Consider the following 21,362-nt stretch of genomic DNA (forward strand, 5'->3'; position numbering starts at 1 on the left):
CGCCGGGGATGCAGGAGCAGAGTGGCGGCAGCGCCTGGCCTAGCTTCGTTCACCGAAGATATCGGCATAGAGCGCCTCCACCGCGGCCGCCTCGGCGTCGGTGAGGGCCTGGAACTCCCTGCGGCGCGCCCGGCCCGAAAGCTGCCCATTACCCTGGAGAATAAAGCGGAACAGCAGATCGATCATGCGGTCGGGCATGTCGACGATCGCTGTCACCCCGTCGCGGAAGCTGTCATAGCGCCGCAGAAAGGCCGCTTCGTCAGGCAGGTCGACCTCAATGGTCTGGATAACGCACGCCTGGAGAAATTCGGCATGGGGGGTCGCGTCGAAGAACCGGTAGAAGTCGGCTGTGTCGTTCAGAACCTGGATATTGTGCCGCGCGGTCGGCAGCCACTCGACAGCCGGCAGCAGCCGCTCGGAATAGCTTTCCAGCGCGCGGCGATAGGCCTCGATATGCCTGAGGATTGCCGCCGAGACCGGAAATACCACGCCGGGTGGATTGAACCCGCGCGCTGCCAGCGCGTGATGAATGAGATAGCGATGCAGCCGGCCATTGCCGTCCTCGAAAGGATGGACATAGACGAAGCCGAAGGCGAGCACCGCTGCGGCGATGACCGGGTCGAGCGCCGCAGCAGGGCCGTTGGCGAAAGCCAGCAGCCCGCCCAGCAGCGACGCCAGATCCTCCGGCCGGGCGCTCACATGACCTGGCAGAGGCAGGCGGGTCTCGCGATCATGCTCTCCGACGAAACCGCCTTCTCTGCGAATGCCGAGACGCACGAAGCGGGCGTCCCCGATCACCAGCCGCTGCAATCTCAGAAGATCCTCCAGATCCAGCGGATGTCGGCCGGCCTCGCCGATCGCACGCCCCCAGCGCTGGATGCGATCCTGCGGTGGATGCTCTCCTTCGATCGCATAGCTGGACCGCGAATCTTTGAGCAGCAGGAAGGCCGCCGTGCGCGCCAGAAGATCCCGCGGCACCTGCGCCACAACGGCGCGGGCACGGCTGGCCAGATCGCCGGCGGCAAGCCGCTCCAGTGCCTCGGTCCGGAAGACCAGCGGGCAGAAATCCGGTGTCCCCGGAAGATTGTCCCGGACCCTCTGGCGCCGGATGCTGCGGGCCTCGCCGGGAAACTGGATCCGGGGGTCCAGTACGGCGACATATGCGCCGGCAGACGCATCCGGAAGATCCAGAAGGCGGCCGGTCAGCCACTCGTACAGAAACCAGATCCTGCGGGCATGGGCACCGGTGGGCGCGGCACGCACAAGCGCCTCGACCGGCTCAGGGCCGATGCAGAGGAACAGCCGCTTGAGGACGGCCAGATCCAGGCCCTCATAGCGGAGCGCAAACACCAGATGGCCCGTCAGATCGCCGGCCGGCGCATGTCGAGGGGTCAGCAGACGCCAGGCATCGTCCTCCACGATCCGATGGCGGATGCCGATCGCGAACAGGCGGCGCGGCAGAGGCACGTTCAGCCGGTACGCCTCGATCAACGCTGCATACCCCGCCGGTGTTGCGGGCGCCGGCAGACGCCGATCCCGGAAGACCGTCACACGACCGGGAAAGGCGGCATCCGATGCGGCATGCATAACAAATCCTCCGGCTGTCGTGAAAAACGATTCCACGCCGTGAAGACCGATTCCTCAAGCCCCTTGATCGTGAAAAATGATTCCAAAGACCTTCGCCGCTGTCAGCGCGCCCAACAGAAAACCGCCGGGCATCGCTGCCCGGCGGCGGGGTGGGTCGGCGGGGTGAGGCGGCGTCACTTCGCGGCGAGCAGGGCCGCCTGAAGCGCCTTGTCCTGCACGACCTGGCGGACCGCCTCACGCAAGGCCTCTTCCAGCGCCGGCGCGGCGTTGTCACCCGAGAACATCATGATGTCCTTGTTCATGCCGACGGCCCGGTAGGCGCGGCTGTAGACCAGGGTGCCGTCGGGCTTCGTCGCGGTCAGCATGAAGGCGACCTCGGCCACGGCTTCGCCGCTCCAGAAGCCGGTCTTGAAGTCGTTGTAGAAGGTCTGGGTCTCGATCACGACATGAATGCCGCCCTCGCCGATGGTGAAGCCCAGCGACTGCAGCTCGGTGCGCACCGCGTTCGCGACCTCGGCGACCACGTCATTGGCGGCCAGGATGCGGGCGGTCTCCATGCCATAGCCGTTCTTCTTGCTGGAGATGCGGTCGCGATTGGACACGCGGCCATCCTGGCCCACGACCTCCAGCGTCACGTCCGATGCCCCCTGCACCAGCTCCAGATTGGCCGGGGCGGTGTAGTGGACGGGGATCGAATCCTCGGTGAAGGCGCAGGCGGAGAGCATCAGCAGCCCCAGGGCCACGGTGATCAGCTTCTTCATGGCAGGTCCGGCTTTCTTCGGGGTGTCGGATGACCGCGCGGGGTCAGTCGACGATCTTCACTTCCTTGGGGCGCGACACTTCCGACGGCAGATTGGCGGTGGAGAGCACGCGCTGATAGCTGCCGCTGGTCTGGATCATCACCGGGGCGCCGGGGGCGAAGATCTCGTCGCCCTCGTCCTGTTCCTGGACCACGGTGATGGTCTTGCCATTGGCCAGGATCAGCACGTATTCGATGCCGACCCGATCAGCCGCCGCCTGCTCGATCACCGCACCCGCAACCGCGCCGACCAGCGCACCGCCCAGAATCGCCGCGACATTGCCGGTGCCGCTGCCCACATTCGACATCGCAAGCCCGCCGGCGGTACCGCCGACCACGGCGCCGGCGCCGGTGTTCTGGCCGGTGATATCCACCTGGCGCGACGACAGCACCGTGCCGAAGGCCACCTCGCTCGCCCGGCCGACATCCTTGTAGCTGTAGCGGCTCTGCCCCTGCGTCGCACAGCCACCGAGTGCCATGGCCGTCCCGGCCATCAGCGCGATCCCGACGATTCCAGTCCTCGCCCGCCTCACGCGCACCTCCTCTGAGAGATGTCATTCCCTGAAAACGCGCGAAGGTTATGCGGATGCCATGGTTAATGCAACAATGTGCCCGCGATTTGTCGCCAAGGGTTTACTCCAGAACGAAAAAACCGCCGGGCATCGCTGCCCGGCGGTTCTGGTGCGATCCCGGTTGCCCGGGAAGGCGATCGGTCACTGTGCCGTGGCGTCGGCCGCAGTCTCGATCGCCGGCAGTTCGATGTCGCGGCGGTTGACCACCTCGTCGCGCATGCGGGCGATGACATCCGCGATCGGCATGGCCCCCAGATCGGTACCGTTGCGCAGGCGCACGGCCACGGTCCGGGTCTCGGCCTCCTTGTCACCCACCACCAGGATGTAGGGGATCTTCTCCAGCTGGGCGTTGCGGATCTTCTTCTGCATGCGCTCGGTGCTGGTATCCACCTCCACCCGCAGGCCACCGGTGCCGGTCGGCACATCTGCGTCGAACAGCAGGTTGCGGACCTCTTCGGCATAGGCGTTATGCCGGTCGGCGATCGGCACCACCATGGCCTGCACCGGGGCAAGCCAGGTGGGGAAGTTGCCGGCGTAATGTTCGATCAGGAAGGCCACGAACCGCTCATGGCTGCCCAGCGGCGCCCGGTGGATGACGTAGACCGGGTGTTCCTTGCCGTCCTCGCCGATATAGGTGAGGTCGAAGGTCTGGGTGGCCAGGAAGTCGAGCTGATTGGTCGAGATGGCGTATTCGGTGCCGATGACCGACTTGATCATGAAGTCGACCTTGGGCCCGTAGAACGCCGCCTCGCCTTCCACCTCGCGGAAGGGATAGCCCGATTCGATCATCGCCTCGCGGATGATCTTCAGCGCCGCCAGCCACTTCTCGGGTTCGTCGACATATTTGTCGAGCTTGTCGAGATCGGGCAGCGACAGGCGCATGTAATAGTCCTTGATCCCGAACAGGTCGTAATAGCGGGCATGGAGCCGCATGACCTTCAGGAACTCGTCCTTGGCCTGATCGTACCGGCAATAGATATGGGCGTCGTTCTGGCAGAAGCCGCGCACCCGCATCAGGCCCGACAGCGCGCCGCTCGCCTCGTAGCGATAGACCTGGCCGTATTCCGACAGGCGCACCGGCAGATCACGATAGCTGTGCTTCTCCGCCAGATAGACCTGGTGGTGATGCGGGCAGTTCATCGGCCGCAGATAGAAACGCTCGCCATCGATCTCGAAGGGCTTGTACATATCCTCGGCATAATAGGGCAGATGCCGGGACCGGTAATACAGCTCTTCCTTGGTGATCTGTGGGGTGACGACACGCAGATAGCCGTCGCGCCGCTCTTCCTTCTGGGCCAGGAATTCCAGCTCGTCACGCAGCGCCGTGCCGCGGGGCAGCCAGAGCGGCAGGCCCGCACCCACCTCGGGCGAGAAGCGGTAGATCTTCAGCTCGCGGCCGATCTTGCGATGATCGCGCAGCTTGGCCTGCTCCATCTGCCACAGGCAGTGCTCCAGCTCCTCCTTGGTGGGGAAGCAGAGACCGTAGATGCGCTGCAGCTGCGGGCCGTCGCTGTTGCCGCGCCAATAGGCGCCGGCAATGTTGATCAGCTTGAACTCGCCGCACTGGGCGGTGTTCTCGACATGCGGACCCCGGCAGAGGTCGACGAAATTGCCGGTGGTGTAGAACGAAACGCTGTCCACGCCCGCCTGATCGCCCCCGACGGCGGTGTCGTCGCCCGTCTCCTTGGCGATGGCGGTGGTACCGCGATCCCGCAGCAGCTGGAGCAGCTCGACCTTGTAATCCTGGTGATGCTCGCGCATGAAGCCGATCGCATCCTCGATCGGCAGTTCGCGGCGTTCGAAACGCAGCTTCTTCTTGCGCAGCTTGCGCATCATCTGCTCGATCTTCTGCAGATCGTCGAGCTTCAGCGCCTCGGGCAGATCGATGTCGTAATAGAAACCGGTCGCGGTCGGCGGCCCCACGCCGAATTTGGCTTCGGGATAGAGTTCACGGATCGCCGCTGCCATCAGATGCGCACAGGAATGGCGCATTGCATAGACGTCCGGCGCGATCTCGCTCGCCATGGGTCATGTCCTCATCTGCGAGGCGCGCCACCCGCACCCGCATACGACACGGGTGGGCCATGAACGCGCCTTTCCGAGAAAGGGGTATAGGGCCCGCCAGGGGCCGTGGTCAAGGACCGCAGATGTCGCAACACCCCGACATCTTTTCAAGCGAGCCCGGTACTTATGGCAGTGCGGCGGGGCATGCATACCTGCGCCTGCGCGCTCCGGCTGCATGCGGCGGCGCGTTTTCGCGGTAGAGTTACTACCATAAGTTCGAAATCATGATTAAGCTCCCGGTCGAGTTGTTATCCCTCTCCTCCGACCGACCAGGAGCCCGATGTTCCCCCGTCTCGCTTCCGCGGCTGCCGCCCTCATCATCCTTCTGGCCCTGCCGGGGGGGATCGCGCCCGCGCTCGCTGCCGACATCACCGGCCGTGCCAGCGTGATCGACGGCGACACGCTCGACATCCACGGCACCCGCATCCGCATGTTCGGCATCGATGCGCCGGAAAGCGCGCAGATCTGCGCCGACGCACAGAACCGCGCCTGGCGCTGCGGCCGCGACGCCACACAGCTGCTGGACCGGCTGACCGCCGGCCGCACCGTCGCCTGCGAGATCGTCGACCGCGACCGTTACGGCCGGGTGGTCGGGCGCTGCGCGGTCAATGGCGAAGACATCAACCGGCGCATGGTCCAGGACGGTCTGGCGGTGGCTTACGTCAATTACGGCCGCGACTACGTCCCGGCCGAGACCGAGGCGAAGGCGGCGAAGCGGGGGCTGTGGTCCGGCCGTTTCGTGATGCCCTGGGACCATCGCAAGGGCGTGAAGCTGAACCCGCCGCCGGGCGCACTGGCCCCCGCCACGCCCGGGCGCACACCGGCCACGCCGGCGACCGGCGATGGCGGCCATCCGAAGGGCTGCGACATCAAGGGCAACATCTCCAAAGACGGCCGCCGGCTGTATCACGTACCGGGCAGCCGGTCCTATGAGCGCACCCGCATCGACGAGGGCGACGGCGAGCGCTGGTTCTGTTCGGAAGCCGATGCCCGTGCGGCCGGCTGGGAGAAAGCCGGCGGCTGACACCCGGCCGCGGCGACGGGCAAGATCACAGCATGGCGGCCGCCGCTCACAGTTCGTACATCGGCTGATCACACCCGCAGGCCGATTACCTGCGCCATCATCGGAACAGGGTCCCGGCACATGGAGGGGCCTCGACCCGCCCGGCCTCGACCCGATGGAGCAGACCTCTCATGCGCAACCGCGCCAGGCACCACCCCCCACGCAGACATCGCCGGATCGTCGTCAGCGTCGCGGCCGGCACGGCCCTTGCCGCGATGCTGGGCACCCCCGCCATGGCCGGCGATGGCGGACGGCGGGTGATCGCGGCGGTGCCGGGGCTTGAGGTCACCCTGGAAATGCCCGGGCCGCCGGCAACCCACCGCGCCGTCGGCCGCTATGACGACCGCTATGGCGGCGGCTTCGACGGTCCGCAGGGCGCCGAGGCCGAGCTGTGGTCGGAATGGGATGAAGTCGATGTCTGAGCACCTGTTCATCCGGCAGCGGCCGATGGCGCGCCGTCTGGCCGTTCTGGCCATATCCCTGATCGCCCTGCCCGGTGTCATGGCCGGGGCCGGCGCCTTCAATTCCGCCCTGGCCGACCCGCCCCCGCATGCAAAGGGCGGCGGGCCGAAGCATGACAAGGATGAACGCGACCATCGCCATCATCATCGTGGCCCCGACCAGGACGACCACCGGTACGACCACCGCCATGACGATCGCGCACCGGCCCTGATCAATGTGAACATCATCACCGGCGACGAGCGCCGGATCATCACCGACTATGTCGGTCACCATCACGGCCAGTTCGGCTACGAACCGCTGCCGCCGGGCATCGCGCGCAATCTGGCGCGGGGCAAACCGCTGCCGCCGGGGGTCGCGAAGAAGCGCCTGCCGCCCCCTCTCTACGATCGCCTGCCCCGGCGCGAGGGCTATGAATGGATCCAGGCCGGCCGCGACATCCTGCTGATTGCAGCGGCGACCGGCGTGATCGTCGATATCCTGAACAACGCCGTCGACTGAGCCGGCGGCGGACGGCGCACCCGCTTACATGCGTGCCCGGCTGCGGTGTTCCGTGACCAGCAGGGCGTGGATCAGCGCCGCCTGACCCAGCGCCCGCTGCCAGTGGCGCCAGCAGGTGGTGCGGTCCAGCCCCAGATCGCCGGCGATCACCTTCCACAGCCGGCCTTCCGCCCGCGCCCAGATGATCCGCCGGTGCACCGGCTCCAGCCGCAGGCTGATCTCCAGTGCCAGATCCAGGCGCGAGATCTGCGCCGGATCGGGGGCGAGCCCGCGGCCCCCGGCCTCGCGACGCCCACCCGCGGGGCGGCCGCTGCCGACCCCCAGATCATCCCACGAGATCCGCGCCCGCTGCGGCCGCTCGGCCGGCGGCAGCCGGCGCAGCGTCTGCGCCGCCTCGTCGAACAGCGCCTTCACCGGCGCCAGAAGGTCCTGCGCGCGGGGCGCGCCGAACATGCCCCCCTCCATCTCGTCGAGGGATCCCAGGGCTTCAGGGCTGCGTGCCATCGTATTGCCTCCCGTTTCGGTTGCGTCCCCCAAGATTGACCATGGCCACCCCTCTGATCAAGCGAAATATGTCCGTTTTGGCCATTGCACTTTGCGGCCACATCGACCATTTTATGGCCATGCAGAACCGCATCCGCGAGTGGCGCGAACGGCGCGGGCTGACCATGCATGAGCTGGGACAGCGCGTAGGAACCGAGGCGTCACAAATCAACAAGCTGGAAAAGGGCTCCCGCCGGCTGACCGCCGAGTGGATGAGCCGGCTCGCGCGGGCGCTGGATTGCGCGCCGGCCGATCTGCTGGTTTCGGACCACCCGCCCCCGGCGGCGGGTGAGCTCGGCGAACCGGCGGTTCTGCCCCCGTTGCCCCCCCATCCCGCGGCAGTGCTCCATGCCGGCTTCGGTGTCGAACCGGCCCATGAGACGACAACGCCGCCCGGTGCTTCACCACGTGACCTTCCGGTCTATGGTGCAGCCATGGGCGGCGATGACGGGGCGTTCGATTTCAACGGTACGGTCAACGAATACGTCGCCCGGCCGCCGATTTTGGCCGGAGTGGCCAACGGCTATGCGGTCTATGTTCAGGGGGAGAGCATGGAGCCGCGCTATTTCGCCGGCGAACTGGTCCATGTGAACCCCAACCGGCCGATCACGCCCGGCTGCTTCGTGGTGGTCCAGATCCGCACCGGCGACCCGCATGTACCGACCCGCGGGCTGATCAAGCAGTTCGTCCGGCGCACCGCGACCCGGCTGCATCTGCGCCAGTTCAATCCGCAGGGCGAGCTGGAGCACGAGCTTGGTCAGGTGCTGAGCATCCACCGGATCGTCGGCGCCAGCGATTACGGCTGAACCGACGACCTCTGCGGTTTCGACCCGGCAGCGCGGGTGGCGAGCCGCGCTTCGACCATGCGGTCGAGCGTATCGGGGGCGATGGACAGGGTCTTGAGCGCCTGGGGCACGGTCTCGCGCAGATAGGCCGTAGCCACCGGCACCACCTCCCCTGCCGACTCCCCGCCTGCCGGCACCTGACCCAGCGCCCGGTCGACGGCACGTTCAAGCGCCGCCTCCAGATAGGCGCGCACCCGATCGTCGCGGGCGACACCCGCCCAGCCGGCGATGCGGCCCAGCGCCCAGGCGCCGGCCACCATCACCCCGGCGCCGGCCAGTTCGGCCACGACACCGCCCAGGCGCGCCACGAGAAGATCGTCGATCCCGGTCATGCTGCGGCTCCTTCTTCGGTGGCGAGCGCCACGGCCCGCCCGTGAACATCCAGCACCCGGCGGGTCCAGCCGCGCCCGAAGCGCGGAAAGCCGGGGCGGGTGGCATAGATCTGCAGGCGGCCTGCGGCCATGTCGGCCAGCGCCTGGGTCAGGCGCTGGGGCCGCTGGGCGGCGGCCCGGGCGGCATTGACGGTGCGCGGGCCCATGATGCCGTCGACATCGGCGCCGACCGCCTGTTGCAGCAGGCGCACAGCCCGCGGCACGCCCAGATTGACGGCGCTGTCGAAGGTGAAGAGGGCAAGCGGCGGCGGCAGCTGATCGCCGCGGATGGGCTGCCAGAATTCGCGGGCATAGATCGCCGCCGCATCCTCGCGGCCGAGGGCGCGGATCCGGTCGGCCCCGGCCCCCGGTTCCAGCCGGCGCAGGAAGGCCAGGCTGATCCCCCAGCGGGTGATGCCGCCGGGATCCATCGGATCGTCGGAGACGGTCTCACCGCCTTCCCAGGTCAGCACGACCTGAAGGCTCGCCTCGAACAGGCGGGAACGGAAGGCGGCATCGGGAGAAGACATGTCCATGGGGCGGCCTCCCTCAGCTGCGGCGCACGGCGATCAGCCGCACGATGACTTCTTCAAGGCCTCGCGGGCCCAGATAGGCGATGGCCACGATGGCCGCGGTGCGGGGCGGGCCGGTCAGGCCCAGCTGATGGGCGATGCCGTCGGCGACGATGCCGATCGCGATCGCGGTCACCAGTTCCCACAGGAGATGGGTGCTGAAAAAGCGCCGCCGGCCGCGCTGCACTTCGCCCACATGGACGAGCAGCCGGCCCAGATAGGCGGCAATCACGGTCAGGCCCAGGAGGTCGGCGGTTTCACGCATCGCCGACCACAGGCCCTGGAGAAGGTCGTGCATCGGATCAAGGGTCCTGTCGGATGGGGGATTACGCATGCGCCGGCAGGCGCAGGCAGCGATCCGTCATTCGACAGCATGCCGGCCGCCGGGCGGTCATGCATGGCCGGGAATGCGGCCACTTGCGGCCGCGCGCCCCGTAGTCGCCCTTATCGTCCCCGCCCCCTTGCCGTCGTCATACTCACCAGTATATTCAGCTGATGATCGGTATACGATCACCAACGACGGGACGCGGCCAGTACGAGCCGGCGCCCGCCCAGGGAGGAGAGCCAGTTCATGAACAAGGGTGTGATCGCCTGCGCGCCGATGGAGCAGGTGGTTTACGGAACGCCGGCCGCCGAGGCGGTGGCGGCGGAAGCCGCCCGGATCGGAGCCGGCCGGGTGTTTCTGCTGCATTCCGGCACGCTCGACCGCGAAACCGACGAGATCGCCCGCATCCGCGACGCCCTGGGTGACCGGCTGGTCGGCAGCAGCGCCGACATGCCGCCCCACAGCCCGCGCGCCCGGGTGATCGCACTTGGCCAGACCCTGCGGGAGAGCGGCGCCGATCTGCTGGTCACCGTCGGCGGCGGCTCGATCACCGATGGCGGCAAGGTCGCCCGGCTGGCGGCGAAGATGGGCTGGACCGATCCGGCCGAAATGGAACCGCATCATATGTACCCGTCGGAAGACGGCGGCATCGTGGTGCCGCAGGTCCCCGATCCCGACATCCCGCAGATCGCCGTGCCCACCTCTCTGTCGGGCGGCGAGTTCTTTCCGCTGGGCGGCAGCACCGACGAGGTGACCGGGCTGAAGCAGGGCTATCTCAGCCGCGGCATGGGGCCGCGCGTGGTGGTGCTGGACCCGGCCATCACCCGCCACACCCCCGAATGGCTGTGGCTGTCGACCGGCGTGCGGGCGCTGGACCATGCCATGGAGACGCTGGGCTCCCTGCTGTCCAATGATTATTGCGACGGCATCGCCGCCTGCGCGCTGGAGCTGCTGGCCGAAGGCCTGCCGCGGGTGAAGGCCGATCCCGAGGATCTGGAGGCCCGGCTGAAATGCCAGATCGGCGTCTGGCAGAGCATGATCCCGATCGTGGCCGGGGTGCCGATGGGGGCGAGCCACGCCATCGGCCATATGCTGGGCGGCGTGGCCGGGGTGGCCCATGGCCACACCTCCTGCGTGATGGCACCGGCGGTGCTGCGCTTCAACGCGCCGGTCAATGCCGCGCGTCAGGCCCGGATCGCCCGGAGCCTGGGCGCCGCAGCGGGCGAAACTGCGGCCGATGCCGCCGACCGCTTCATCGCATCCCTCGGCATGCCGCGCAGCCTGTCGGCGGTGGGCGTGACCGCGGCCGATTTCGACCGCATCGCCGAGGCGACCATGCACGACATCTGGATCCGCACCAATCCGCGCCCTGTCGACGGCCCCGCAACCGTGCGCGGCATTCTGGAAAGCGCCGCCTGACCGACACGGATGCCGGCGCCCCGCCTATTCGGGGCGCCGGACCATGCGCAGCACCAGCCCGGCCATGCCCCGGCAGATCTCGGCAGTCGACAGCCGGCCCTGCGGGTTGTACCAGGTGAAGGCCCAGGAAATCATGCCGCCGATGGCGAGCGCCGTGAGGCGCACATCCTCGATCTCGAACACGCCGGCCGCCACACCTTCCTTCAGCAGCGCCGAAAGCTTGTGGTCGAAGGCCTTGCGCCGGCGGTTCAGCTCCACCGCATCATCGGCGGGATAATTCTTCTCTTCGCGAAAATAGATCGCAGTATAAGCCTGCTGTTCCAGCACGGTACGGGTGATCGCCTCGATCGCCGCCGCCAGCCGCTGATCGGGCGTGCCCTCGGCCGCAAGCGCCGCATCCAGCGCCGCCACCGCCTCGGTGATGCCGCGGCGGCAGATCTCGGACAGGATCTCGGCCTTGTTGCGGAAATGATAGTAGATGAACGGTTTGGTCACCCCCAGCCGGGCGGCGACCGCCTCCAGCGTGGTGCCCTGATAGCCGTGCTCGTAGAAGGCGGCGGCCGCCTCTTCCAGAATCCGTTCGCGCTTGAAGGCGATCACTTCGTCGCGCATGACGCCGCCGCGCCGGGACATCCGCCCGCCGCCTGCCGCCGCCCTGCCGCCGCCCTCGCCCTGCTCATCCATCCGTTTTCTCCCGGCTCATTCCCGGCGACCCTAGCTTGCAGGCCATGCCGGCGGCAACATCGACAGCGGGCGCGCGCGACCATATCTTCTCGACAGAGGTTGAGGCATGATCCACGCGACTGAAAGTCAGTCGCAAATCAAGCCTTCGACCTGAGCGACACCTGGACGGAAAGGTCTCCGGACATGACCGATGGAACCATCACCCTGCCGGCTGCCGGCACTGCCGACGCCGAAGCGCATGTCGTGCCGCCGGCGGCCTTCCGCGCCGGGCTGCGCCGGCTTGCCGGGGGTGTCACCATCGTGGCCACGGGGGACCGCGGCGATCGGGCGGGGCTGACCGCCACCGCGGTGATGTCGCTGACGGCGGAACCGCCGCGGGTGGCCGTGGCGATCAACCGCTCCGCCCAGGCCCATGACCGGATCCTGGCCGAGCGCCGGTTCTCGATCAACCTGCTCGCCGCCGATCACGGCGCCCTCGCCCGGCTGTTCGCCGGCGGCGACCCCGCGCGTGCCGGCGAAGCCCGGTTCGAGGATGCCCTCTGGACCACAGGCATCACCGGCGCGCCGCTGCTGGCGCCTGCCGCCGCCAGCCTGGACTGCCGGCTGGCCGATACGGTGACCTTCGAAAGTCACACGCTGATGATCGGCCGCGTGGCCGAGGTCCGCGCCCGCGATGCCGCAACCGCGCTGGTCTATCACGACGGCTGTTTCGCCGGGCTTGCGCCCATCGACTGACAGGGCGGGGCCGCAACCGGACACCGTCTGATCACTTGGCCCGGCCGGCCGGATCTGGTGCCATAGGGGCATCGCCATCGTGATCGCCGCAGCCAGGAGCCCGCAGCCCGCCCATGACCCAGACCCTTCCGGAGCATCGCCCGCCGACGGAGTTGCTTGCGCATGGCCGGAATTGCTGGCGGACCGCCCGGGCGGAACGGTTCTCGCTGATCATCGATGCCGACGCCTATTTCAACGCCGCCCGGGCGGCGATGCTGAACGCCCGCCACAGCATCCTGCTGATCGGCTGGGATTTCGACGCCCGCATCCGCTTCGGCCGCCCGGCCGGCCCGGATGAAGGACCCGAGAAGCTGGGCGATTTCATCCTCTGGCTGGCAAAGCGTACCCCCTCGCTGAGGATCAGGCTGCTGCGCTGGGATACCGGCGCCTTCAAGGCCCTGTTCCGCGGCGACACGCTGTGGAGCGTGCTGCGCTGGAAGGCCCATCCGCGGATCACGCTCCGGCTGGACGGCGCCCACCCCTTCATGAGTTCGCATCATCAGAAGATCGTGGTCATCGATGACGGCCTCGCCTTCTGCGGCGGCATCGACATGACCGGCCAGCGCTGGGACCGCCGCGCCCATGCCGACGACGACCCCGAGCGCACCCTGCCCGGCGGCAGGCCCTGCCCGCCCTGGCATGACGCGACCAGCGCCTTCGACGGCGCGGCCGCCCGGGCGATCGCCGATCTGGCCCGGGCGCGCTGGCTTGCGGCTTCGGGCGAAACGCTGCCGGCGGTGACCGGCACGGCCGACTGCTGGCCCGCGACCCTCGACCCCTGGCTGCGGGATGTGGAGATTGCGATCGCCCGCACCCAGCCGCGCATGGACGGGGTGGAGCCGATCCACGAGATCGAGGCGCTCTATCTGGATCTGATCGCCGGCGCCCGGCGGCTGATCTATGCCGAAAGCCAGTATTTCGCCTCGCGCCGGGTGGCCCGCGCCATCGCCGCCCGTCTGCTGGAAGAGGACGGGCCCGAGGTGGTGGTGGTCAACCCGGTGATCGCCGACGGCTGGCTGGAGCCGATCGCCATGGACACCGCCCGCGCCCGGCTGTTCGAGGCCCTGCACCGCCTGGACCGCCATGGTCGCTTCCGGATCTATCATCCGCTGACGGCAAAGGGTACGCCGATCTATGTCCACGCCAAGGTGACGGTGATCGACGATCGCTGGCTCAGGGTCGGCTCGTCGAATTTCAACAACCGCTCAATGCGGCTGGACACCGAATGCGATGTGGTGATCGACACCAGCCTGCCGGCCAATGCCGCCCTCGGGCCCCGCATCGCCCATATCCGCGACGATCTGCTGGCCGAACATCTGGACACAACGCCTGAAGACATCGCCGATCGCTACGCCGCCTGCGGCTCGATGATCAAGGTGATTGAAGATCTGCGCGGCCAGGGCCGCACGCTGGTGCCCTATCGGCTGCCCGATCTCAGCCCCACTGAGAAATGGCTGGCCGACAACGAAATCCTGGACCCCGACGGCCCCGAGGCGATCTTCGAACCGCTGAGCCGCCGCGGCCTGTTCCGCAACTGGCATTTCCCGAAAAAACTGATGCGCAAGGGGCGCAGGCTGTTGCCGCGGCCGCCGCGCTGACCCTTCGCACCCGCACCCGCCACATCAGTCACCCGTGTCGGATGCCGGTACAAAACGGCCATAGCCGGTGGCGGTCTTCGCACCGGCGCCGATCCATTCCAGCGCATCGGCCAAGGCCTGAAACATCCAGTCCATCTTGTCCATGGCCTGATCGGTGCGGGGCATGATCGCGAAGCGGAAGGCCTGCCCCGGCGCCACCGTCAGGAAAGAGATCGGGTTGGGACTGAACCAGTCACCCGGCGCCGGCACTTGGCCCGCGGACTGATAATAGGGCTGATAATGCGGCGTCATCACATCGGCCTGACAGCGTATCCTGTCGGCGGGGATGGCATCCAGGAAGATGAAGGCACCGACACTCGCCGCCTCGTCCCCGGCACCTTCGGGGGCCGTGCCGAAGATGGTTTCGATCGGCATCGGCAGGTCCTCGCCGGGCAACCAGTCCCGGCACCAGGATTTCACCATGCCCTTCACCGAGCTGCCGGGCAGATAGGGCACCCCAAGCGTGTGATGCCAGGCGAAGCCGTTCTCGACCGGATGGTCGCGGCCCAGGCCGCTCACGAACCGCCAGTCGGTGACAAACCGCCGGTGGCGGGCCTGACAGGCATCGAGCCACCGGCGGCGGCGGTCATCTGCCTCTTCCAGCAGGGCTGCGTCGCCGAGTATGCGATCGAAGCGCGCCGCCCAGTCGGCCGCACCCGCTTTGATCCCCCTCGGCGCGTCGGGCTCTCGCAATCCGGTCCAGTCGGGTTTCCAGGTATCGCAAAAGCGATCGAAGCGCAGACCGTCATTGCCGCGGCTGTTCCCGGACTGGCGCACATCCCTGGCGATCGCGGCCGGCAGCGGCATCACGCTTTGGCCGTCGACGGCTGCCGACGGGACAGACCCGGCATCGGAAAGCAGCCGGCGCCCATGCATGATCAGGGCGCCCCCGGCCGGGGCCGAGGCGGAGGTGCGCGGAATATGCAGAGGGCCCGGCTGGCGTGTCGAGGCCGCCTCTTCCCGTACCCGATCCGGCGGTCGCCGCCCGTCTCTTCCCCTGCCCTTCGATTTCTTTTTACTCACGTCTTCCCCATCATCGGCATCGGCATCGGCGAGATAGGCCTCGGCGAACTTCTTCAGCCAACGCAGATAGGCCTGCGCCTCCACCCCTGCCCAGACATAGGTGGCGTCGTCACAGGTCGTGACTGCATGAACCAGTCGATCCCCTGTGACAGCAAGCGGGCTGTCCGGAAACCCCGTGCAAAGCCAGACATTCAGATGGGTCATAAGGGCTCTGGCCGCCGCCGCATCGTCCTGACGATCCGACGCCCCGTCCCGGACAAGCATCGCCAGCGCCTGACCCAGCCCGTTGATCACAATTTCGGCCGGCAGGCTGCGGATGCGCTGACGATAGGCCCGGGCCGACGTCATGGCCCGGACCCCCATCACCGCCTGATGGGCCGCCCTGGCCCTCAGCCGCTCCAGATCGCTCATGCCGCCGCCCCCTTTGCAAGCCAGCGGCAGCCCACCCAGCCAAGGCCGGTGGTCTCATTCGCGCCGATGCGCAGCCACGCACAGGCCGCGTCGTCCACAACCGCCCGACGCAGGGTTTTGAACACGGCATCGCCGCCGCCGCGGGCGCTGAGCGTGGCATAGAGCAGGGTGTCCGGCGGCAGGTTTTCCTCGTACCACAGGTTCCGGCTCGCCTTGGTTCCTTCCGCCAGAACATTGTGCGCCGCCACGGGCAGAGCATTGTCGGCCGCCCAGGCGAAATCGTCGTCCGACACGATACAGAGCTGGCGAGACAGACGGTGGGCGGTCAGCGCGGCATCGTCGTGAAACAGTGCCCCAAAAGCCCTGACGGCGTCCGGTGGAACGGCGCCGGCGACGCTGAACAGCCGGTCCTCCAGGAAGATCCGGTCGTGTCTGGCCACGTCGTTGATCAGAACCTCTCCGGGCCCGGGGATCGCCAGCGCTTTAAGGGCCGCGAACAGAGGCTGCGCCTCGAAACCGCAGCGGCTCCGATCGCGCAGCAGGCGTTCCAGGATCAGCGGGCAGGTCAGCCACAGATAGGGGGCCGACAGCGAACGCACCGGCAGCAGCAGCAGGCGGGCATCCGATATCAGCACACCACCCGCGCGATCCTCCAGGCCGAAGACATTTGCGAGGTCGTCGGGCTGCCAGGCGGCCGGCGGCCGGTCGCGAAAATGCGCCTTCAGCGCGCCCTTCATGCCCGATCCCGGAATAAAAGGGTGGCGGGTCACGCTTTCACGCGCCACACGAAGGTCGATGGCTCCGTCGGTCTGGCCGGTGCCCGGGTGCAGAAAGGTTTCGGCCAGCATGCCAAGCATCAGATGTGTCATGTCCCCCCCGACGAGGCGTCACGCCCCCAGATCAGTTCGCCATATCCCCAGTCGGTCATGCCGCCCAGGCTGCGGGGGAGGTCTTCATCCCGCAGGTCCCGATCGCAGGTGATGTGCCAGGTCGTGCCGGCGGCAAGCAGCGGATGCTGCGCCATCGGGCGGTTTCCGACCGAATCCCATCCGCCGGCGATGTCGGCACGCAGGGCGCTGACCATGGTGATCTTCAGCCCGTCATGCCCCGCAAACGATGCCTGCGGTTCCAGCATGGCGGCGGTCGCCCGGACCGGGGTCAGCGCAATGGCAACGCGCCGTGCCGTATCGGCCGTGCGCTGGAACACGGGCCGGGGCGGCGCGACGCAGCTCAGCCAGGCGGCACGATGCTCGCCGCCCAGCGACACCACCCCCAGCTCCCCCCGGTGCGCCTCGACCTTCGCCCTCAGCTCTGCCGACAGGCCCGAGACCTGCAACGCCAGGGCAACGCCCCGGACAGGGCGGATGTGGGAGGCGATGTAGAAATGGCCGTCTTCCACCCGGCGGGTGGCGTTGTCGCGGCCGATACCCACCCGTTGTTCCACGGCCCAAAGCTCCGCCTCCTCGTACCAGCAGCGCGATGCACCGGGCGGCGCCTGCCCCGGCACCTTCCCCTTCAGAACCGCCGACAGGCCGTCGGCGGTCAGCCACAGGCCATTCGGTCGCCGGCAGAATGCGGCGTCGCGCTCGTCAGTGGCAGGCGCCGGCAAACGGATCGGATCGGGCCCCAGATCCGTCTGCAGAACGGTCGCCGAGGGCTGGAGGCGCCGGAACCGCCGCCCGGCCGGCGTGCCCGCGGGCGTTTCCACCACCGAGGCCGGGGCCGGATAAAGGCGGTGCCACGCCCCGTCCGGTTCTCTGCGCATCAACCATGGCCCCTGAAAACGCAGACCTGCGGCCAGCCGGTCGCCATCACCCAGCGCGACCTTGATGTCGGTCGACCAGTCATTCTGCCCGTCCCAGCCCAGAAGACGCGCAAGGGCGGCCCGCAGCGCCCCCACCAGGGTGGGCGGGTTGGGCGGGAACAGGCTTTCCGCAAGGGCGGCGCCCGGATCGTCCTGGTTGAACGGCCGGCCGGTGCGGAAGAACAGTGTGTCCAGCGGTTCGAAAATGAACAGCAGGGCCGACGGTTCAGCCATCCTTCGCCTCCCCCGTCTCCGGCCCCTGCTCCGGCTCGGGCTTCGTCGCGGCGGGCATGTTCTCGGCCAGAAAGCGCAGAACCAGCCCGGCCCCGGGATCGAAGGCGGCGGTCTCGCCTCCATCGCCCCGCATGCGGCGGCAGAGGTTGCGGTAGTCGACCATGACGGTGCGGAGCTGCGCCTCGCTCAATGTGCGGGTCGACGGATCGCCCCGAAAGGTCTCGATCAGCAGATCCAGCAGGCGGTCGTCATCGAAATCCGGCAGGTCGTCTGCCGCATGAAGCCCGGCCAGCATTGTGCCGAACGGGCCGGCGAGCGCATGAATGAAGCCCGACGAGACCCGGACATCCCGCGGATTGACCATGCCGTCGATCATGCGAACCAGCGCGCCGACAGCGGGGCCATTCCAGGCGGAAACCCACTCGCGATCCTTGCCGCCCGGCTTCAGTATGGCGAGCGCCAGACTGTTGCGGCCATTGGCGGTCTTGGCCAGATCCTTGAGCAGCGTCCGCGCCCGCTCCAGCACCAGCCGGAGCGGGACGGCCGCTTCGGCGAAGACGATGCCGGCGGAAATCGTGGCCGCGGCGACGAACGCCGCCGCCGCCGTCGGCACCAGTCCGGAGGCTGCGGCTGCCTCGTGGGCAGCATCCCGATAGGCCCGCTGCAGGGCCCGGGCACAGGCGATCGCATCCGGCAGAGGCAGCAGTGCCATCACATCGTCGCCGCCGGCATAGATGGTGGCCCCGCTCGCCGCGCGGACCCGGGTGTCGACCCGGGCGGTAAAGCCCGAAAACAGCGCAGTCACGGGATCAACCCCGGCGCTGCGGATCAACGCACCGACATTGTCGCCATCCATCAGCAGCACGGCGTAATAAGGCGAAGGGGCCCCGATGCCGCCCTCGTCGATCAGCTTCGCCAACCGGGTCCGTAGCCTCTTCCGGGTGACGTCGGAAACTTTGAATTCCCGCGGATTGGCCAGAGCAGCGTCGAAAAACAGATTGCCGTCCAGCGCCATGAAGCCTGCCTGCTCGGGCAGACCGAGATGACGATAGGCGTGCCGTTCGGCCACACGATAACCGGCAAGCTCCGTCTCCCGGCCGATCTCGTCCGCATAGGTCCGGGCCAGTGCCTTGCCGGCCTGATCGGCCTGAAACCGCTGCATCCAGGGCAGAGCCGCCATATAGCGGGTGGACGGCCAGGATCTCAGCCGGTCGCGGCTGCCACCCGGCACCCAGCCGATCGCACGCTTCAGCACAGCCACAGGCAATACCGGAAACAGCCGTTTCACAAGGGCGATCGCCGACAGGCGTTCCCCCTCGGCAAGTTCCAGCGTGTCGACATCGGTCGGCTTTTCCCGCACCGCCCGGCGCAGCGCCGCCCAGAACGCGTCCTGCTTCGCCCGTTCGGATCGCACCGAACGCAGCCAGCCCGACAGTTCCGGCCAGTCCCCCATCAGCAGACAGTTGTCGCCTCCATCGGCACCGGTCGGGCCACTGCGGAGATGGGCACGCCAGTTCTTGCGCATGGCAAGCCAGTGCCCCGTTTCTGCCGGTGGCAGCTGCGGCCCGGCCACCCAGATCACCTCCCAGAAGCCGGCCATCTGCCGGTCCCAGAGCGCATCCAGACCAGGCCGGCCGCCTTTCGCCGCCGTCGTCACCGCATCGGTGACGAAGGTGTCGCGGACCGCCTGGCCCAGCCCGCACCAGGCATCCTGCACCGCCTTGCGGCAGATCGCCGGATCCACCCCGTCGGGCAGGTCGGCCGAGAACTGATTGGGCAGCGACCCGATGAAGGGCGCCGCCGCCAGACCCGACGGTGCGCCGGTGATCGCAAGAAACAGCGGATCCTCGTCCACCGCCGGCACCAGGATGCGCCCCCCTGCAGCGGTTACCGCCGCCATGGCCTTGCCGGTCAGCCACGAGAGCAGAAAGGACCCGGCCCAGAGATCCCGCGTCCGCCGCGCCTGGGCCACGAAGCCCTGCACCGGCCCGATCGATACCATCAACCGCCGCATGGCCACCCCGGTCGGCCCGGTCATGACGTCGACCGGCCGGTCAGGATCCAGCCGCCATCCACCACCCGGAACGGGGATTGGCGGTGGGGAGGACGACCATGGCCATCGATCAGGTCGAACAGCGGATCGAAATTGAAAGCGTCCGGCGAGGGCGCGGTAAGCGTTCCGACCGGCTGATCCCCGCGCTTCACGCTGAAACTGTCGCCGTCGGGCAGATAGCGCCCCGGCAGGATGGTGATGACACCCAGATAGTCCTGCCCCACACGGTGAACATGCATCAATACGGGGCTCGCCCGGCGGTCGCGGGTGGCAGCGGCGGCGCCAACCGTCACCTTCCTGTTAGTTGTTGAGCTGTAAAAGGGCAGAGGCACACCGAATGCCACGCGCTCGGGCACACGCTCCGCCGTTTGCCCTCCAGCAATTTCATAGAACCAGTCGTGATCCTCGTGGAACTGCCGCCAGGCCGGTTTGTCTCGGTACGCGATCTTTCCGTTCCGACCGGAGCTGCGATAAAGCATCATGCCGACGCCGAGCATGTTCAGCGTTTGCGACCATGAGGGCGGCATGAATTCCAGAGCGGCGTGTAACGATACAGGTCCCCCGGAACCGCGCTGCCCCTGCCACTGCGGCCGTCGTGCAGTCGGGACCTGACCGGCCAAAGGCACCGCCTTGCCGGCCGCGACGATGGCACAGACGCTGCCACGCATCCCGTCGCGGCCCGGCGCGAAGGCGGACCAGTCGGGGCGGGCCCTGGCGGAGGCGACATAAGTCGCCGGCAGCACCGCCTTCAATCTCTGGACATAGTCGCGCAAAGTTTCGGGCGGACTGAAGATCGCCTCGCCGTCCCGCACGAGGTCGAGCAGGGCCACACTGCCGAAACCGCGGCGGCTGCGTGCCCCCATACCCCCCAGCAAACCGAACAGCTTCAGTGCCGCGATCAGCCCATCGACATCGCTATCCGCCCGGCAGCGAAGAGCGATCGAGAAGATCGTGCCCGGCTTAATTCCCCGGCGATGAAAGGCCGGTCCCCCCAGATCCCTGCTGTAGAGAACCGGGCCGTACCCCAGATAGGCCACGCCACCCGGGATGGCGGCGCCATCGATTTCCGCTGACGCAGGCAAGGGCTCGGAACCCGGCGGAAAAAGATCGGTCTCCGCCGCCGGCGCAGAGGTGAGCCGCAGCATGAACGCAGCCTGTCCACGCGCCGTGCCGCCGCGTCTCTGCCTGCCGCCCTCGTCGTCGGCAGGGGCACCGAACAGCGCATCCTCTTCCCGTTTGAGGGTGGCCGTATCGTTTCCGAGCCGGGCATAGGCCAGACTGCGCCACCAGAACCGCAGCGCCGCCTTGATCGCCGTCGGCCGGATCTCCGCCCCCATTATCCCGTCCGACCCGCCGGCCTCGCCGGGGAACATCGGTGTCGTCGTCTGGAACCGTGCAAGAATCTCACTGCCGCGCGCCATAACCACCACCCGACCATCGGTGCCGGCAATAATCCGACTCCACAACCAACAGGTTTTATTGTTGGCACGTGGCAGATGATATGTCACCAGGAAACCGCTCGATGTGACGTTCCACGGACATGCGTCGCCCGACAAGAGGGGGAAACGTCACCCTCGGCCACAAGATCGTAGGTATGTAGAGGCTGGTCAGTGCCAGTATCG

The 21,362-nt window shown here is 67.9% G+C and carries 21 protein-coding genes; 7 read left to right on the top strand and 14 right to left on the bottom strand.

Annotation, left to right across the window (positions count from 1 at the left end; all coding sequences use genetic code 11):
* Positions 1–39: 39 nt before the first annotated feature.
* From P7L68_RS21720 to thrS, 4 genes are all read right to left on the bottom strand, one after another.
* The gene (locus P7L68_RS21720; protein WP_372001589.1) at positions 40–1,587 is read right to left on the bottom strand and encodes a Fic family protein; all 1,548 of its coding nucleotides are present in this window, start codon (positions 1,585–1,587) and stop codon (positions 40–42) included.
* A gap of 173 nt (positions 1,588–1,760) precedes the next feature.
* Positions 1,761–2,348, bottom strand: coding sequence for a YajG family lipoprotein (locus P7L68_RS21725; protein ID WP_372001591.1), 588 nt, complete (start codon positions 2,346–2,348; stop codon positions 1,761–1,763).
* A 43-nt stretch (positions 2,349–2,391) separates the two neighbouring features.
* Positions 2,392–2,880: a hypothetical protein gene (locus P7L68_RS21730; RefSeq protein ID WP_372001593.1), complete on the bottom strand. Its 489-nt coding sequence runs from the start codon at positions 2,878–2,880 to the stop codon at positions 2,392–2,394.
* Positions 2,881–3,099: 219 nt separating this feature from the next.
* Positions 3,100–4,983: a threonine--tRNA ligase gene (thrS, locus tag P7L68_RS21735; RefSeq protein WP_372001595.1), complete on the bottom strand. Its 1,884-nt coding sequence runs from the start codon at positions 4,981–4,983 to the stop codon at positions 3,100–3,102.
* Between the two features lie 319 nt (positions 4,984–5,302).
* On the opposite strand from thrS, the gene P7L68_RS21740 reads away from it, so the two are divergent.
* The 3 genes from P7L68_RS21740 (at position 5,303) to P7L68_RS21750 (ending at position 7,045) form a co-directional block, all read left to right on the top strand.
* Positions 5,303–6,046 (top strand): thermonuclease family protein, encoded by a 744-nt coding sequence (locus P7L68_RS21740; protein WP_372001597.1) that lies wholly within the window; start codon positions 5,303–5,305, stop codon positions 6,044–6,046.
* A gap of 170 nt (positions 6,047–6,216) precedes the next feature.
* Positions 6,217–6,507, top strand: a complete 291-nt coding sequence (locus P7L68_RS21745) for a hypothetical protein (protein ID WP_372001598.1) — start codon at positions 6,217–6,219, stop codon at positions 6,505–6,507.
* Complete coding sequence (locus tag P7L68_RS21750) at positions 6,500–7,045, top strand: anti-virulence regulator CigR family protein (RefSeq protein ID WP_372001600.1); 546 nt, start codon at positions 6,500–6,502, stop codon at positions 7,043–7,045. The genes P7L68_RS21745 and P7L68_RS21750 overlap by 8 nt, the downstream gene beginning before the upstream one ends.
* Positions 7,046–7,069: 24 nt before the next feature.
* On the opposite strand, the gene P7L68_RS21755 is transcribed toward P7L68_RS21750, so the two are convergent.
* The gene (locus tag P7L68_RS21755) at positions 7,070–7,549 is read right to left on the bottom strand and encodes a DUF6362 family protein (RefSeq protein WP_372001602.1); all 480 of its coding nucleotides are present in this window, start codon (positions 7,547–7,549) and stop codon (positions 7,070–7,072) included.
* A 41-nt stretch (positions 7,550–7,590) separates the two neighbouring features.
* Here P7L68_RS21755 and P7L68_RS21760 point away from each other — a divergent pair, with 41 nt between their 5' ends.
* The gene (locus tag P7L68_RS21760) at positions 7,591–8,394 is read left to right on the top strand and encodes an XRE family transcriptional regulator (protein WP_372006918.1); all 804 of its coding nucleotides are present in this window, start codon (positions 7,591–7,593) and stop codon (positions 8,392–8,394) included.
* Here the strand turns inward: P7L68_RS21760 and P7L68_RS21765 are convergent.
* From P7L68_RS21765 to P7L68_RS21775, 3 genes are read right to left on the bottom strand one after another with little or no spacing between them, the layout of a single operon-like run.
* Positions 8,385–8,765, bottom strand: coding sequence for a hypothetical protein (locus P7L68_RS21765; protein ID WP_372001604.1), 381 nt, complete (start codon positions 8,763–8,765; stop codon positions 8,385–8,387). The genes P7L68_RS21760 and P7L68_RS21765 overlap by 10 nt on opposite strands.
* Positions 8,762–9,340: a glycoside hydrolase family 108 protein gene (locus P7L68_RS21770; RefSeq protein WP_372001606.1), complete on the bottom strand. Its 579-nt coding sequence runs from the start codon at positions 9,338–9,340 to the stop codon at positions 8,762–8,764. Before P7L68_RS21770 ends, P7L68_RS21765 begins: the two co-directional genes overlap by 4 nt.
* 13 nt (positions 9,341–9,353) lie before the next feature.
* The gene (locus P7L68_RS21775) at positions 9,354–9,674 is read right to left on the bottom strand and encodes a phage holin family protein (protein ID WP_372001607.1); all 321 of its coding nucleotides are present in this window, start codon (positions 9,672–9,674) and stop codon (positions 9,354–9,356) included.
* A 273-nt stretch (positions 9,675–9,947) separates the two neighbouring features.
* Between P7L68_RS21775 and P7L68_RS21780 the strand changes: the two genes are divergently transcribed.
* Positions 9,948–11,120: an iron-containing alcohol dehydrogenase gene (locus tag P7L68_RS21780; protein ID WP_372001609.1), complete on the top strand. Its 1,173-nt coding sequence runs from the start codon at positions 9,948–9,950 to the stop codon at positions 11,118–11,120.
* 24 nt (positions 11,121–11,144) lie between these two features.
* Here P7L68_RS21780 and P7L68_RS21785 read toward each other — a convergent pair whose 3' ends face one another.
* Complete coding sequence (locus P7L68_RS21785; protein WP_372001610.1) at positions 11,145–11,804, bottom strand: TetR/AcrR family transcriptional regulator; 660 nt, start codon at positions 11,802–11,804, stop codon at positions 11,145–11,147.
* A 183-nt stretch (positions 11,805–11,987) separates the two neighbouring features.
* Here P7L68_RS21785 and P7L68_RS21790 point away from each other — a divergent pair, with 183 nt between their 5' ends.
* Positions 11,988–12,539 carry a flavin reductase family protein gene (locus P7L68_RS21790; RefSeq protein ID WP_372001611.1) on the top strand — a complete coding sequence of 184 codons (552 nt, stop codon included), beginning with the start codon at positions 11,988–11,990 and terminating at the stop codon, positions 12,537–12,539.
* Between the two features lie 113 nt (positions 12,540–12,652).
* The gene (locus P7L68_RS21795; RefSeq protein ID WP_372001613.1) at positions 12,653–14,176 is read left to right on the top strand and encodes a phospholipase D-like domain-containing protein; all 1,524 of its coding nucleotides are present in this window, start codon (positions 12,653–12,655) and stop codon (positions 14,174–14,176) included.
* A gap of 24 nt (positions 14,177–14,200) precedes the next feature.
* On the opposite strand, the gene cmr6 is transcribed toward P7L68_RS21795, so the two are convergent.
* From cmr6 to P7L68_RS21820, 5 genes are read right to left on the bottom strand one after another with little or no spacing between them, the layout of a single operon-like run.
* Positions 14,201–15,649, bottom strand: coding sequence for a type III-B CRISPR module RAMP protein Cmr6 (gene cmr6, locus P7L68_RS21800; RefSeq protein ID WP_372001615.1), 1,449 nt, complete (start codon positions 15,647–15,649; stop codon positions 14,201–14,203).
* Positions 15,646–16,518: a type III-B CRISPR module RAMP protein Cmr4 gene (gene cmr4 / locus P7L68_RS21805; protein ID WP_372001617.1), complete on the bottom strand. Its 873-nt coding sequence runs from the start codon at positions 16,516–16,518 to the stop codon at positions 15,646–15,648. Before cmr4 ends, cmr6 begins: the two co-directional genes overlap by 4 nt.
* A complete protein-coding gene (locus P7L68_RS21810; protein WP_372001619.1) occupies positions 16,515–17,687 on the bottom strand; it encodes a type III-B CRISPR module-associated Cmr3 family protein in 1,173 nt (390 codons plus the stop codon). The genes cmr4 and P7L68_RS21810 overlap by 4 nt, the downstream gene beginning before the upstream one ends.
* Positions 17,680–19,725, bottom strand: coding sequence for a type III-B CRISPR-associated protein Cas10/Cmr2 (locus P7L68_RS21815; RefSeq protein ID WP_372001621.1), 2,046 nt, complete (start codon positions 19,723–19,725; stop codon positions 17,680–17,682). The genes P7L68_RS21810 and P7L68_RS21815 overlap by 8 nt, the downstream gene beginning before the upstream one ends.
* Entirely contained in the window at positions 19,722–21,296 is a 1,575-nt protein-coding gene (locus tag P7L68_RS21820; RefSeq protein WP_372001622.1) for an RAMP superfamily CRISPR-associated protein, read from the bottom strand. Before P7L68_RS21820 ends, P7L68_RS21815 begins: the two co-directional genes overlap by 4 nt.
* Between the last annotated feature and the right edge of the window lie 66 nt (positions 21,297–21,362).

The sequence above is a fragment of the Tistrella mobilis genome (assembly GCF_041468085.1).
Classification (GTDB): domain Bacteria; phylum Pseudomonadota; class Alphaproteobacteria; order Tistrellales; family Tistrellaceae; genus Tistrella; species Tistrella mobilis_A.